Source organism: Candidatus Baltobacteraceae bacterium (assembly GCA_035502855.1).
Taxonomy (GTDB): Bacteria; Vulcanimicrobiota; Vulcanimicrobiia; order Vulcanimicrobiales; family Vulcanimicrobiaceae; genus Aquilonibacter.
The window spans coordinates 1-12,977 of record DATJTX010000017.1 but is presented as its reverse complement, the minus strand read 5'-3'; the positions used below and the strand labels follow the sequence as shown (position 1 = coordinate 12,977).

Here is a 12,977-nt window from a genome sequence, read left to right as displayed (position 1 = left end):
GAGGAATCATTAAGAAAGGGCTCGCCTGAACAGGGCGGGCCTTTTCTCATTTGCTGCGAATGCCATGCGCCTGCGGAGGTAGCTATGGCAACGCAAACGATCGAACGACCCGGCATCGTCACCGGGCGCGGGAACCCGTTAACACTCTTGGGGCCCCAACTCAACACCGGCGACACCGCGCCGGAAGTTCACCTGTCGGCCGCCGATCTTTCGATCAAAACGCTCGACGATCTGACCGACCACGGCAAGCGCGCGGTGCTGCTGATCGTCGTTCCCTCACTCGACACACCAACGTGCTCGATCGAATCGCGCAAATTCAACCAGCGGCTGAGCGAACTGCCGGCTAGTGTGAAACCATACATCGTGAGCGTGGATTTGCCGTTTGCGATGACGCGCTGGTCGGGAGCGGAAGGCAACTTCAATATCGACGTTCTCTCCGACTATCGCGATCACAGTTTCGGGTACGCCTACGGCGTGCGGATCAAGGAGACCGGGCTGCTGATGCGCTCGAACTTCCTGATCGGCCCGGACCGCAAAATCCACTACGTCGAAATCGTGCCGGAGATCAGTCAGGAACCGGATTACGAGGCGACGTTCGCGGCGGCGCGCGCGATAGCGACATAACCCACGACGACGTGACGGTTTTCATCCTCGACTTCGGCGCGCAATACAGTCAGCTGATTGCGCGCCGTACGCGCGAGCTGGGTGTCTATTGCGAGATCGTTCCCTACGACATCTCGTGGCAGGAGCTATCGGCTCGCGGTCCGAGCGCGATCATTCTCTCGGGCGGTCCCGAGAGCACCTTGGTTCAGGGCGCGCCGGATATGGATCCGGCGATCTTGCGCAGCGGACTTCCCATTCTGGGGATTTGCTACGGCATGCAACTCGTGGCGCGCCACTTGGGCGCCAAGCTGGTCAAACTGGAACATGCCGAGTACGGGCCGGCGACGCTCTCGATCGAAGACGCGTCGTCGCCGTTTTGGCACGGCGTGCCTGCGCAGCTGCGCGTCTGGATGTCGCACGGCGATTCGGTCGTCGAACTGCCGCCGGGTTTCGAGCCGCTGGGTTCGACGCCTCGCTGCAAGGTCGCGGTGATGGGCGATGCGCAGCGCAAGATCTACGGCACGCAGTTTCATCCCGAGGTCGTGCACACGCAGCACGGAACCGCGATCCTGGCGAACTTCCTGCACCGCGTCGCGGGTTTGCGCGACGACTGGAAGATGGAATCCTTCGTGGATACGGCGATCGCGGAGATCCGTGCGAAGGTCGGGCGCGACAAGGTCATCTGCGCCCTTTCCGGCGGCGTCGATTCGGCCGTGGCGGCGACACTCGTCTCGCGTGCGATCGGCGAACAGCTCACCTGCGTCTTCGTCGATCACGGCTTGTTGCGTAAAGGCGAAGCGCAGGGAGTTCTCGCGGCATTTCGTGACGTGATGCACCTGAAGGTGATCTCGATCGACGCGCGCGCGCGCTTTCTCGAGCAGCTCGCCGGCGTCGAAGATCCCGAACGCAAACGGATCATCATCGGTCACGAGTTCATCGCGGTCTTCGAAGAAGAAGCCGCCAAACTTCCGGGTGTGAAATTCCTCGTCCAGGGCACGCTCTACCCCGACGTGGTAGAGTCGAAAACACCGGATAGCAAAGCCGGGCACAAGATCAAATCACATCACAACGTCGGCGGTCTGCCGGAGCACATGAATTTCAAGCTCATCGAACCGCTGCGCTCGCTCTTCAAGGACGAAGTGCGCGCGCTCGGGCGCGTGCTCGGACTGCCCGAACGAATCGTACAGCGCCAGCCGTTTCCGGGGCCGGGGCTTGCGGTGCGGATCATCGGCGACGTTACCCCGGATCGTCTGGAGATCGTGCGCGATGCCGATGCGATCGTGCGCGAAGAGATCGATAACGCGAAAGGGCTCGAACCGCACCCTTGGCAGTACTTCGCCGTGCTCACTCCCGTACGCAGCGTCGGGGTCATGGGCGACGGGCGCACCTACGCGAACCTCGTCGCGGTGCGCGCGATCACGAGCGAGGACGGCATGACCGCGGACTGGGCGCGCCTGCCGCACGAGTTGCTCGAGCGCATCTCGACGCGCATCGTCAACGAAGTACAAGGCGTGAATCGGGTTGCGTACGACATCACCTCCAAACCCCCCGCCACGGTGGAGTGGGAATAGGTTGCCGTCCGCGGCCTTTGAAGCAGAAGGAGCGATGTGGCTATGATTAAGCCCGACCTCGTCTCGGAGGATCGCGCAACCTCACGGTTGTTGGTGGTGGAAGTGAAGAGCTCCATCGCCGACGCCGATCGGCCGTTTTTCATGCAACAATTGCGCTCGTATGCCGAGAGCCTCGGAAAACCGAGGACTGTCTACTATGTACTGGTGGACAACGACTGGATGCGCTTTTACGAGGAGGACTCGCCCGAACCTCGACTGTTGCGACAATTTCGAACACGCGAGATATTGAAACCCTACATCGGCGTTGAGCACACGGGGACGATGAGCGAATTTCTCATGTCGGGGATGACAATGGCGTGGCTGCGGGATCTCGCGATTCACTGGAAGGAAGCGAAACCTCCGGGAAGCGATGAGCTCGATCCGGACATCGTCGACCTGTTGAATACTGCCGGCGTTCGTGCGGAAGCGGTTCCTTGACGAGAATCTATGTCGAAACGAATCTGCTCATGAGTGTCGCGACCGGACGGACACCTAGAGCCAGAGAGCTGCTGGACCTACCGGTCCACGTGGAGCTTGCTATTCCGTTGGCTTGTTTCATGGAAGCCCACAGCGCGTTCAAGAGTATAAAGGCGGCGAAGCTCAATCTCAGGGACCCGTTCCCGCGTGAGATCAATGACGTTGGCCGCGATCCCGATACTCACGCCCAGAAATTCGCGCGAACGCTTGCCGCGGCGGACAGCGCCCTCACGGACTACCTGGACCAATCAGAACGCCGACTAATGAACGCGATACGCGGCTTGGCTTCGCGTGCACGATTGGTGTTATCGAGCCCAGCCGTGCTGGAAAGATCTCTTCACAGCTACCTCTCGGATCCCACTGACGATATGATCGCAGCATCTGTGATTCAAGATGCCGAGGAAACGCCGAGTGATCGTATGGCTTTTTTCTCGGAGGATGAAAAACTGAAGCAACCTACCCTGATTGCGGCAATGCAAAGGGCAGGCGTAACGATGTTGGATGGGATTGAAGTCTGCCTTGCGTGGGGTCAACTTTGAGAATTCTCGTGGTCGGCAATGGCGCGCGTGAGGATGCGCTCGCGTGGCGGCTGGCGCAGTCGCCGTCGTGCAGTGCGGTCTTTGCCGCGCCGGGAAACGTGGGCACGGCCTCGCGCGGCGTGAATTGGGAAATCGCCGCGACCGACGGCAAGGCGATCGTCGAGCGCGTGCAGGCGGAGGAGATCGATCTGGTGGTGCTCGGTCCGGAGTCGGCGATCGCGGCAGGCGTCGGCGACCGTTTGCGCGACGCGGGCGTGCTCGTGTTCGGACCGAATCGCTCGGGCGGACGGCTCGAGTCGAGCAAGGTTTTTTCCAAACGCTTCATGCAGCGGCATGGCGTGCCGACCGCGCGCGCCGTGGTCGTCCATTCGCTTTCCAATGCGAACGGCGCACTCGACGATTGGTCGGGTGACGGCGTCGTGGTGAAAGCCGACGGCCTCGCCGCCGGCAAGGGCGTGGTGGTGTGTGAGCGTATCGACGATGCACGCGCCGTCGTCGCCGAGTGGTACGGCAAGAACAAAGTTCCGGGCGGCGGGAGCGATCTGCTGCTCGAGGAGCGACTGGAAGGTCGAGAAGTGAGCGTTTTCGCGCTAGCCGACGGACGCGCAATGGTTCCGCTCGCCGCTGCCTGCGACTACAAACGCGCCGGCGACGGCGATACCGGTCCCAACACCGGCGGCATGGGCGCGTATTCGCCGCCCCACGGTTTTCCCGACGACCTCTTCGATGCGGTACGCGAGCGCATTCTCTCGCCGGTCTTGCGCGGTTTGCTGGCCGAGAGCGAGCAATACATCGGCGTGCTCTATTGCGGCCTGATGTGGACGGCCGAGGGACCCTACGTCATCGAGTTCAACGCACGGTTCGGCGATCCCGAAACGCAGGTGCTGATGCCGCGGATCCGCGGCGATTTCGCCGGCTTGTTGCGTTCGTGTGCCGATGGAGCGATGGATTTGAGTCTTACCTCGCTTTCCGAGCAGCATTGTGTCGGCGTCGTGCTCGCGACCGGCGACTATCCGCGCAGCAGCACGCCGCTTCCCGGATTGAATCCCGACGTTGCGCTGGGCGAGGGCGTGCACGTGTTTTGGGGCGGCAGTTCGCTCGCCGACGGACGCGTGCGCAGCAGCGGCGGACGCGTGCTCACGGTTACCGCGCTGGGCGACGATCTGTCAAGCGCGCGGGTGCGTTCCTACGAAGCGGTGCGCGCGCTGGCCGGCCGCATCGGCACGACCGGCCTCACCTATCGAACCGACATCGCGCGCGTCTGATGAACGGGGCGGTCGTGCGAGATCTCTTGCTCGCACTGCAGGGGTTGAACGTGACCATTCTTGCGCTGCAGGATTGGCTTCCGCTCGGGCGTTTCAATCGCGTGCGGACGATGCGTCCGGAACGGACACTGACCCAACTGGTGACGGTGACCGCACTGCAAACATTGCCGTTTGCCTTCGGCCTCGTGTGCAGCGCGTTCTATCGCTACACGCCGTACCCGGGCTGGCTCTATGCGTGGCTGTGGATCAGCTACGGCGCGTTCTTCCTCGGCCAAGTCCAGGCGTGGTGGATACCGTATCTCCTCCCGTCACAGCGGGGACGCCGCAAGAGCGTGACGCCGAACACGCTGCATTTGCTCCTGCATCTCACGACGCTCGCGACGCTGGTATTGCTCGCCGTGGTACGCTAGGCTTCACGCATGGATGACCAGCCGACGACCCGCGACGTCCTGGATGCCTTGCTCGACTTTCGAGCCGCTGTCGAAGTGCGCTTCGATCGCGTCGACGAGCACTTGGCCAGGCACGATCGGCGTTTCGATGAGCACGATCGGCGTTTCGATGAGCACGATCGCAGGTTTGATGCGATCGAGCGGCGCTTAGGAAGGCTTGAAACACGAATGGAAGGCGTCGAGTCCCGCTTGCAAGCCGTCGAATCGCGTTAGAGACATTGCATGAACGTAGTCAAAATCGACAGCGGGCCGCGCGCCGCAGCAAAAGTTCGCGATCGCGCGTGTTCTGCGCGAGCGAGGCGGCGCGCTCGAACGCATCCGCCGCCTCGCTGAATCGTTGGAGCTTTTCGAGCAGATCGCCCCGAACGCTGGGCAGAAGATGGTAGGAGCGAAGCGCCGGCTCGCTCGTCAGCGCGTCGACCAACTCGAGCCCGGCCGCGGGACCGAAGGCCATGCCGATCGCGACCGCGCGATTCAACTCGACGACCGGGGTCGGCGCGAGTTGGGCCAACGCGTCGTAGAGCGCCGTAATGCGTTTCCAGTCGGTTTCCTGCGCGGTCCGCGCCCGCGCATGGCACGCGGCGATCGCGGCCTGCAACGTGTACGGACCGAGCGAAGCCCCGAGGCGTTCCGCGCGTTCGAGCGCAGCCAGACCGCGCGCGATCAGGATGTGATCCCACCGGCCGCGATCTTGATCGAGCAAGAGGACGTGCTCGCCGGACGGTCCGACGCGCGCCTTCATGCGTGAGGCCTGGATCTGCATCAGCGCCGCGAGTCCGTGCACTTCGGATTCATCCGGGGCGAGCTCGGCGAGCATGCGGCCGAGGCGCATCGCTTCCTGTGCGAGCGCCGGCCGCACGATGTCCTCGCCGGCAGACGCGGAATACCCCTCGTTGAAAACAAGGTAGATGACTTCGAGCACGGCCCCGAGCCGCTGCGCGCGTTCGGCCGCGTCGGGAACCTCGAACGGCACGTGCGCTTCGGAGAGCGTGCGTTTGGCGCGCACGATGCGCTGCGCGATCGTCGCTTCGGAGGTCAGAAATGCGCGTGCGATCTCGGGCGTGGTAAGGCCGCCGAGTAGACGCAGGGTCAACGCGACGCGCGCTTCTTTCGAGAGCACGGGGTGGCAGGCGATGAACATCAAGCGCAAGAGATCGTCGGGGACCTCTTCCTCGAGCGCCGCGAAGTCCGGTTCATATTCCAAGGACGCAGCGGCCTCGCGGCCGATCTGCTCGTGCTTGCGCTCCATCGTTTTCTCACGGCGGAAGCGATCGATCGCGCGCCGTTTTGCGACCGACATCAGCCACGCACCCGGATTGCGCGGAACGCCTTCCTGCGGCCATTGCACGAGCGCGGCCACAAACGCATCCTGCGCGAGTTCCTCGGCCAGGCCGACATCGCGAACGACGCGCGTCAGCGCGGCGATCAGTCTGGGGGACTCGATCCCCCAGACTGCTTCGATTATGGCATGTCCGCGAGTTCGTGAATCGTGCACGTTCCGCCGCCGGCGCAGTCGAGAAAGCGGTGCGTGACTTCAATGAGGTGATCGCGGTCGCGCACGTTGAGCAGGGCGTAGCCGCCGACGATCTCTTTGCTCTCGGTGAAGGGGCCGTCGGTGACGGAGACCGGACCGGTGCCGCCGCTGCGGACGCGCAAGCTCACGCCGGTCGGCGCAACGCCGCCGGTATCGACTAGTATCCCAGCCGCCATCATCTCTTGAATCAGGCCTTGCATGTTCGCCATCATCTTGGGATCGGGCGGCTGCGTCCACGGTTCGTGCGTGAAAATCGAGATGACGCGCATCATGCAATCCCCGCAAGGTCTTCGGGCTCGAACAGTTGGCGAATTTCGACCTGTTCGCCGCGTTGAAACGGACACCGCGAGAGGCGCTCGATGAGCTCTTCCTTCGAGCGCGCCTGGAGGATCCAAAAACCGGCGACCAGTTCTTTCGTTTCGGTGAAGGGACCGTCGGTCACGGCCGGCTTGCCTCCGGCGTAGCTGATGCGCGCGCCCTTTACGCTGGGCTGCAGCCCCTCGGCCGCGAGCAGCACGCCGTCGCGCGCGAGGGTTTCGTTGAATGCCCCCATCTTCGCAAGCTCATCGGCCGTGGGCAGCACGCCGGCCTCGCTCGCTTCGGTCGCTTTGACCATGACTAGGAATCGCATAGGGTCTCCTTATCGTTGGGCGTTGATCTACCTACACGTCGAACGGGGGAAGGGAAAATCGACACGCTCAGGGTGACAGGAGCGAGAGCTGGACGGTAGCTTCGCTGCGGATGCGCGGCAGTGCTCGCGCCGGGTTGCGCTCGAGTGCACCGTGGACTTCCTCTTCGACTCGATCCGCGACGGCGCGCGGCGCGTAGGTCCCGCGATAGAGCTGCGCGTACTGCGCGATCAGCTCCGGCCGGTGCTCGCGCAGGTAACCAAAAAATGCGTCACGTGTCACGTCATGCAAGTAGAGGGTGTTATGCCAGACCTTGGCGGCGCCGGCGTCGCGCGCGGCTTTGACGACGGCGTCGATCGACTCGGGCGTATCGGTGATTTGCGGCAGCACCGGCGCGAGCGCAACGTTGACGTGAATGCCCGCTTCGGCCAGCATGCGCACCGCGCGCAGGCGCTGGCGCGGCGGCGCCACGGTTGGTTCGATCTCGCGCGCGATCCGTTCATCGAGCGTGGCAATGCTGATCGAAACGTGCGTGCTCGCGACCCGGGCGAGATCGGCGAGCACGTCGACGTCACGCACGATCAGCGGTGATCGGGTGATCAGATTGGCCGGCGAGCGATAGTCGCGCATCGCCTCGAGAATGCCGCGCGTGATCCCGTAACGACCCTCCAGCGGCTGATACGGGTCGGTCACCGTTCCGATCGCCACCGGCTCGCGCTTCCAGCCGCGTTTCGCCAGCTCGGTGCGCACGACGGCCGGCGCGTTGACCTTGACGTAGAGGCGGCTGCCCCAGCGTGCGACGCCGTCTTCCTCCAGATATGAGTGGGTGCGGCGAGCGTAGCAAAACACGCACTGGTGGTAGCAGCCGCATTTTTCCTGTATATGAGGTTTCTCAAAAGAGTCACCCCTCGGGCGCCGACTCCAGGGTTTCGTCGTCGGAAACGGCCGCCATACGCCAGCTCGCGGCGACGATCTTCGGATCAAGGCTGAGGCGTCCGACAATGCGCTCGAGCTTCGTGTCGGCGCGGTCGCTAGCAATGACGACCGCCTTAACGACAACGTGATCATCTTGAAGATTGCGGCTTTCTAACGAGCGCAAGAGCAATGTTGTCACCCGAATTTGGGCAAGCACGTCGGCGCGCACGGTTTCCTCATGTGCGCCCGAGCAGCTCACCGTGATTTCATAGGCTTGCGACAGTTCGGTCTGACCGAAGGGCTGACGGTTAATCCGTTGCACAATCGGGCGAAGGAGAACGTTCGCCGCGAGCACGGCAACAGCGCCAATCGTTGCCTCCGAAAGAAACCCGGAACCGCAAAGCGTTCCCACGGCAGCTGTTGCCCACAGTGTCGCGGCCGTATTTAGGCCTCGTACGCTGAAGCCTTCCTTGAAAATCACAGCACCGGCGAGAAAACCCGTCCCGGAGACGACGTACGCCGCTACCTGCGTAGGGTTTGTTCCGGCGTTCATCAGGATCGATATGGATGAAAAAAGCGCAGCGCCCAAAGCGACCAACGCATTTGTACGAAGGCCGGCCATGCGTTGGCGCCATTGCCGTTCGAGGCCGATCACGACGCCCAGCAGCAGTGCGACAAAGACATGCAGGGCGAAGAGCTCGGTGGCTGGCATGCCGTTAGTCAAAATCTTCCCCTTATGAAGCGAAGCACCACGACGATACCTCCGACGATGAGGATCGCTCCATAGACGAGCAGAGCGATGAGCTGCATCCGTTCGCGCTTGTCAAACATAGCATCCCACCTAGATCTGATAGTGAAATTGGAGCGTGTAAATTGATACGGGGCCGCGCACCGTGTTGTACGCCGGGTTAACGACGCGTTGGTAATCGCCCTTGAGCGAGAACCCCTTGAAGATCATGAATCTATAGTAGGTTTCGAGAACGCTTTCGGGTCCATATGATAGTCCACCGTCGCCGATCAGGATTCCAAGACCACCGTCTGCTAAATACTGTTGCCGAACGGCGGATATCGAATTCTGGACGGCGGCAATTCCCACGGTATCATTCGGTCGATGCCACGGTGTCCCGTCGACCGAAAGGCCAAGTTCCGCCGAACGGTCGATCTCGGTGAAATCGAACGCTTCATACGAGCCGTTGTCTGCGCTCAAGCGTAGGAAGGCGCCTACGTGGGGCGCGAGCTCTTGCTCGATATTGACCCCTTCGCCGATCTTCCAGTGGCGATTTTGACGGAACAACAGCGGGTTTGGCGTCGTGCCAGAAGCCGCGGCATATGAGATCGTATCCGCTAGTGGCGCCATGTATCCGTAGTCGCCGTAGGTCAAGAAGCGAAATTTTCCCGGATGTCCGCCGAAGAGCGACATATTGCGATCATACTCCAACACTGGCGAATACTGAAGAAATGGGACCCTCTCGATGACCGTCGTGTTCGGCGTCTTGGACAGTTGAAAGAGACCAACGGTGAAGGCCGATTGCGCGCGGTTGATCGAAGCCGCTAGCCCGTAGGTGTAACCCCAGGCGTCGGCGGCGTAATCGAATGCTCCCATATCGACGACCGACCAATTCAAAAAATCATTGCGTGGGTCGTGGGCATAGACATTGTTGTCAAAGATATTTACGACGGAGAACTTCCCCCCAGTAAGGGTGATGTTCCGTACGTCTTGAGATCCGGCAATGACATTTTGTCCCGAATCGACCGACTGTGTGCCACCGCCCTCATTGAAAGTCTGAGTGATGAAGTACTGGTGCGCACGCTCGTACGGACGTGAGGCACCGACCTTGTATGCCTCGCCACTCGAGAAGCCCGCAAGACCGAGCGTACTGCCGAAGCCGAAGCCCTGGTCGATGTCCTCGTTATAAAATGCCTCAGCGCCTTTCCAGAGACGGTAACCCAAATAGATCGTCGACGAAAAGGTTTTCTGCGTATCGGGCATATTCGAAAGGCTGTTGGCGCCGGAGTACGCGGCGGGGAAGGCCCCATGGTACTGCTGTGTGTTGGTTGCCTGCCAGTGTACGCTCCAACGAGCGGGTGCCGGCGTTGGGGTCGTTTTTGGCGTTGGAATGGGTACCGCCGGTATAGCTGCGCCGATGGTCGTCAAAAGAACGGCGAAGAACATTGGCCCGCTATCCTTTGTGCAGCGCGAGGAGAGCAACGCGGAACACCACGAGCCCGACGGCGAGAATCAGATATGCCCTTAGTAGGATAAGCCAAAAGCGGTTAGCAAGACTTAAGCGAACCTTTGGGAGAGAGCTAAGCGAAGGCATCTGCCACTGATGGCGCTGCGAACGGTCGAATGACGTGTAGTCGATGTCACCTGGCACGAACGCCATCCAAAAGCCGGCAATAACGGCTAGAATCGCTCCCACGCCGAGAATCCAAAGAATCTGAATGGTGCCGATCGATGGGAAGACCGTTGCAGCGGTGAGGACTACCGAGAGCATCACCAATGCAGCGATAACGACGCCGGTGAAGATGTTCGTACGGCGCGTGTTTGCCCAAGGACCCAGCACCGCCTTGTCATTGGAGAGCAGTAGCAAGAAGACGGTCGCGCTCGGCAATAGCACACCCGCGAGTACCTGTACGGCGTTCGTCAAGAGTCCGAGCGGGCTCCCGGGAATGAGCACGATCGTTGCCGCAACAACAATCAGTCCCGCATAGACGAGATAGAAGACCGGCGCGTCGCCGACTTTGCGATGCAACGAATGGTTTAGCGACATCACGTCGCCAATGGCATAGGCTGTCGATAGCGAAACCGCTGCGGCCCCAATAATCGCCGCGTCCAGGAGGGCGAGTGCGAAGAGATCGCCTGGGAGGCGCCCGACGTAGTGCGCGATTCCCGCGGCAACCGCGCCGGCGTCCTGGAAATTGCCGAATTCCTTGTGGCCCGCAAACGTGGCCGCAGTAAACGAGAACATCGCGAACGCGCCGAGCACGACGAAAACAATGCCGAGAGCCAGGTCCCAACGTTCGTAGTTGAGCCAGCGCGTGGTGATGCGCTTGTCGATGACATAGCTCTGCTGGAAGAATAGCTGCCACGGCGCTACCGTGGTCCCGACGATGCCGATAATGAGCAGCATGACGACTCCTAGGTCCGAGTCTCTCGGCATGCTCGGTATTAGAAAGTCACGTGTTGACTGCCCGATCGGCGCATGCACCATCACGAATACCGGAATCAGTAGCAGGCTTCCAAAGCAGAGCAACATCGCAAAGCGCTCGAAGCGGCGAAAACTTCCCGTCGCCGCGCCCATCATGACAAGCACGGCCGCGACGGCGACGCCCGCAATCTTAGGGACGCCGAAGTAGCCCAGCGCGAGGCTGATGCCGATGAATTCAGTGACGATCGTTAGAGCGTTGAGGATGAACAGATCGATGACGCTGAAAGCACCCCAGAACTTTCCAAAACGCTCGAGGATGAGTTTCGCGTGGCCGACGCGCGTAACGGCGCCAAGGCGCAGCACCATCTCCTGGTTTACGAAGAGAACGGGAACCAATAGCAGTAGGGTCCACAACAGTGTCGTACCGTAGTTTTGTCCAGCCTGCGTGTAGGTCGAGAATGCGCCTGCGTCGTTGTCGCCGACCATGACGATGAGTCCCGGGCCGACGATTGCCGCGAAAGCCACGAGCTTCGCCCATAGACCCTTGCGCGAGCCAGTATCATTCTTGGCAATCGTACCGAATGCTCCGCGAATATCGCCCGCATGCATCGTATCCAGGTGCGCGCCGTCTACTATCGTTGCCATTGGCTTATCCTCCGAGGATGGCACGGTAGACACCAATCGGAGGGCGATCGCTGAACTGATTTGCTCGAAGCAGATCGTTGTGAACTTCGTTCGCGCCGTTAAGGCGCATGAGGGCAGCGCGAAGCAAGGGCGCCAAGATTTTCTTCATGACACATCTCTCCTAAAAAGTTACGGTTTGCCGCGCCAAACAGACGGGCACGGCAGGATTAAACGGCTCATTGCGAGCCTGCGGCTAGATCGACTACTCGGTCCATCGTCCATGGCTTGACATCACCCCCTCTCAAAAATAAAAAACTGTCGCATACGTCCTCGCAGGCAACAGTCAAGAAACACTCGCGCGGCCAGGCCGCGGAATCTCTCCTCACTGTAGAGCTTTAGCACTGCACACCGTAGAGGCCCGAAGGTCTCAGCCGCGTTAGATTCCGCCTTGATTCGGCGGAATCTGGTCAACCCGTTGGGGTCTCTCGACCTTTCTGGGCAGCGGCTTGTTCTTGTGCAGACGCCTCACCTAACGAGGAAGCCTCGACAAGCATACTCGCCCGGGCAGCGTTGTCAAGCCAAAACTGTCGATTTGGCTCGCCTAAATCATGCGCTATTCCAGCAGACTGATCTGCAGGGGCGCTCGCGATTGGATCGTCGTTAAGCCTCGGCGAGGCGAGGACGAAAGCGCTTCTTTTACTCGTTTATCAACGGCAGCAGCTACGTCACCTGGAGCATATTTACCGCGGTAAAGCGAGGCATATTCTGCAAGTAACTCGGGCCTTCGCTCGCGCAGATAACCGAAAAATGCATCGCGCGTAACGTCGTGCAGATGGAGCGTGTTGTGCCACACGCTGGAGGCACCAGCCGCTCGCGCTGCGTGGACAACGGCCGTTATGTTCTCCGGTGAATCGGAGATTCGTGGGAGAATTGGTGCAAGGGCTACGTTTACTCGGATGCCGGCGTCGGAGAGCATTCTGACAGCGCGAAGGCGCTGGTGAGGTGGTGCGACAGTGGGCTCGATGTCGCGAGCCAACGTTTCGTCTAAGGTAGCGATGCTAACCGAGACGCTAGCGCCGGCGACGAGCGAGAGCTGCTGTAAGACGTCAATGTCACGAATCACGAGAGGCGAGCGCGTGATCAGTGCAGCGGGCGTGTGATAGTCTCGCAATGCCTCAAG

The 12,977-nt window shown here is 61.1% G+C and carries 15 protein-coding genes and 1 riboswitch; of the genes, 6 read left to right on the top strand and 9 right to left on the bottom strand.

Features of this window, described 5'->3' with window-relative positions:
- Nucleotides 1-84: 84 nt before the first annotated feature.
- From tpx to VMF11_04610, 6 genes are read left to right on the top strand one after another with little or no spacing between them, the layout of a single operon-like run.
- Nucleotides 85-624 (top strand): thiol peroxidase, encoded by a 540-nt coding sequence (gene tpx, locus VMF11_04635; GenBank protein ID HTU69589.1) that lies wholly within the window; start codon nucleotides 85-87, stop codon nucleotides 622-624.
- Nucleotides 625-635: 11 nt separating this feature from the next.
- Nucleotides 636-2,174 (top strand): glutamine-hydrolyzing GMP synthase, encoded by a 1,539-nt coding sequence (guaA, locus tag VMF11_04630; GenBank protein HTU69588.1) that lies wholly within the window; start codon nucleotides 636-638, stop codon nucleotides 2,172-2,174.
- Nucleotides 2,175-2,216: 42 nt separating this feature from the next.
- Nucleotides 2,217-2,651 carry a hypothetical protein gene (locus VMF11_04625; protein ID HTU69587.1) on the top strand — a complete coding sequence of 145 codons (435 nt, stop codon included), beginning with the start codon at nucleotides 2,217-2,219 and terminating at the stop codon, nucleotides 2,649-2,651.
- On the top strand, nucleotides 2,648-3,229 hold the full coding sequence (locus VMF11_04620; protein HTU69586.1) for a hypothetical protein: 582 nt from the start codon (nucleotides 2,648-2,650) through the stop codon (nucleotides 3,227-3,229). Before VMF11_04625 ends, VMF11_04620 begins: the two co-directional genes overlap by 4 nt.
- Entirely contained in the window at nucleotides 3,226-4,494 is a 1,269-nt protein-coding gene (purD, locus tag VMF11_04615) for a phosphoribosylamine--glycine ligase (GenBank protein ID HTU69585.1), read from the top strand. Before VMF11_04620 ends, purD begins: the two co-directional genes overlap by 4 nt.
- Nucleotides 4,495-4,508: 14 nt before the next feature.
- Nucleotides 4,509-4,904 (top strand): hypothetical protein, encoded by a 396-nt coding sequence (locus VMF11_04610; protein HTU69584.1) that lies wholly within the window; start codon nucleotides 4,509-4,511, stop codon nucleotides 4,902-4,904.
- Nucleotides 4,905-4,907: 3 nt separating this feature from the next.
- On the opposite strand, the gene VMF11_04605 is transcribed toward VMF11_04610, so the two are convergent.
- From VMF11_04605 to VMF11_04565, 9 genes are all read right to left on the bottom strand, one after another.
- Nucleotides 4,908-5,060, bottom strand: a complete 153-nt coding sequence (locus VMF11_04605; protein ID HTU69583.1) for a hypothetical protein — start codon at nucleotides 5,058-5,060, stop codon at nucleotides 4,908-4,910.
- A gap of 115 nt (nucleotides 5,061-5,175) precedes the next feature.
- On the bottom strand, nucleotides 5,176-6,438 hold the full coding sequence (locus VMF11_04600; protein ID HTU69582.1) for an RNA polymerase sigma factor: 1,263 nt from the start codon (nucleotides 6,436-6,438) through the stop codon (nucleotides 5,176-5,178).
- A complete protein-coding gene (locus VMF11_04595; GenBank protein ID HTU69581.1) occupies nucleotides 6,405-6,749 on the bottom strand; it encodes a YciI family protein in 345 nt (114 codons plus the stop codon). The genes VMF11_04600 and VMF11_04595 overlap by 34 nt, the downstream gene beginning before the upstream one ends.
- Nucleotides 6,746-7,108: a YciI family protein gene (locus tag VMF11_04590; GenBank protein HTU69580.1), complete on the bottom strand. Its 363-nt coding sequence runs from the start codon at nucleotides 7,106-7,108 to the stop codon at nucleotides 6,746-6,748. Before VMF11_04590 ends, VMF11_04595 begins: the two co-directional genes overlap by 4 nt.
- Before the next feature lie 67 nt (nucleotides 7,109-7,175).
- A complete protein-coding gene (locus VMF11_04585) occupies nucleotides 7,176-8,090 on the bottom strand; it encodes a radical SAM protein (GenBank protein HTU69579.1) in 915 nt (304 codons plus the stop codon).
- Entirely contained in the window at nucleotides 8,008-8,733 is a 726-nt protein-coding gene (locus VMF11_04580) for an MgtC/SapB family protein (protein HTU69578.1), read from the bottom strand. Before VMF11_04580 ends, VMF11_04585 begins: the two co-directional genes overlap by 83 nt.
- 129 nt (nucleotides 8,734-8,862) lie before the next feature.
- Nucleotides 8,863-10,194: a carbohydrate porin gene (locus VMF11_04575; protein ID HTU69577.1), complete on the bottom strand. Its 1,332-nt coding sequence runs from the start codon at nucleotides 10,192-10,194 to the stop codon at nucleotides 8,863-8,865.
- 7 nt (nucleotides 10,195-10,201) lie between these two features.
- Nucleotides 10,202-11,818: an Nramp family divalent metal transporter gene (locus VMF11_04570; protein HTU69576.1), complete on the bottom strand. Its 1,617-nt coding sequence runs from the start codon at nucleotides 11,816-11,818 to the stop codon at nucleotides 10,202-10,204.
- Nucleotides 11,819-12,171: 353 nt separating this feature from the next.
- Nucleotides 12,172-12,341: riboswitch (M-box (ykoK) riboswitch) on the bottom strand.
- Between the two features lie 69 nt (nucleotides 12,342-12,410).
- The coding region (locus VMF11_04565) for a radical SAM protein (protein ID HTU69575.1) at nucleotides 12,411-12,977 on the bottom strand (567 nt) is incomplete at its 5' end.

Excerpts from the sequence above, each read along its gene's own strand:
- VMF11_04595 (HTU69581.1), bottom strand. The coding sequence starts at position 6,749 with ATGATGCGCGTCATCTCGATTTTCACGCACGAACCGTGGACGCAGCCG.
- VMF11_04580 (HTU69578.1), bottom strand. The coding sequence starts at position 8,733 with ATGCCAGCCACCGAGCTCTTCGCCCTGCATGTCTTTGTCGCACTGCTG.
- VMF11_04575 (HTU69577.1), bottom strand. The coding sequence starts at position 10,194 with ATGTTCTTCGCCGTTCTTTTGACGACCATCGGCGCAGCTATACCGGCG.
- VMF11_04625 (HTU69587.1), top strand. The coding sequence starts at position 2,217 with ATGATTAAGCCCGACCTCGTCTCGGAGGATCGCGCAACCTCACGGTTG.
- tpx (HTU69589.1), top strand. The coding sequence starts at position 85 with ATGGCAACGCAAACGATCGAACGACCCGGCATCGTCACCGGGCGCGGG.
- VMF11_04570 (HTU69576.1), bottom strand. The coding sequence starts at position 11,818 with ATGGCAACGATAGTAGACGGCGCGCACCTGGATACGATGCATGCGGGC.
- VMF11_04590 (HTU69580.1), bottom strand. The coding sequence starts at position 7,108 with ATGCGATTCCTAGTCATGGTCAAAGCGACCGAAGCGAGCGAGGCCGGC.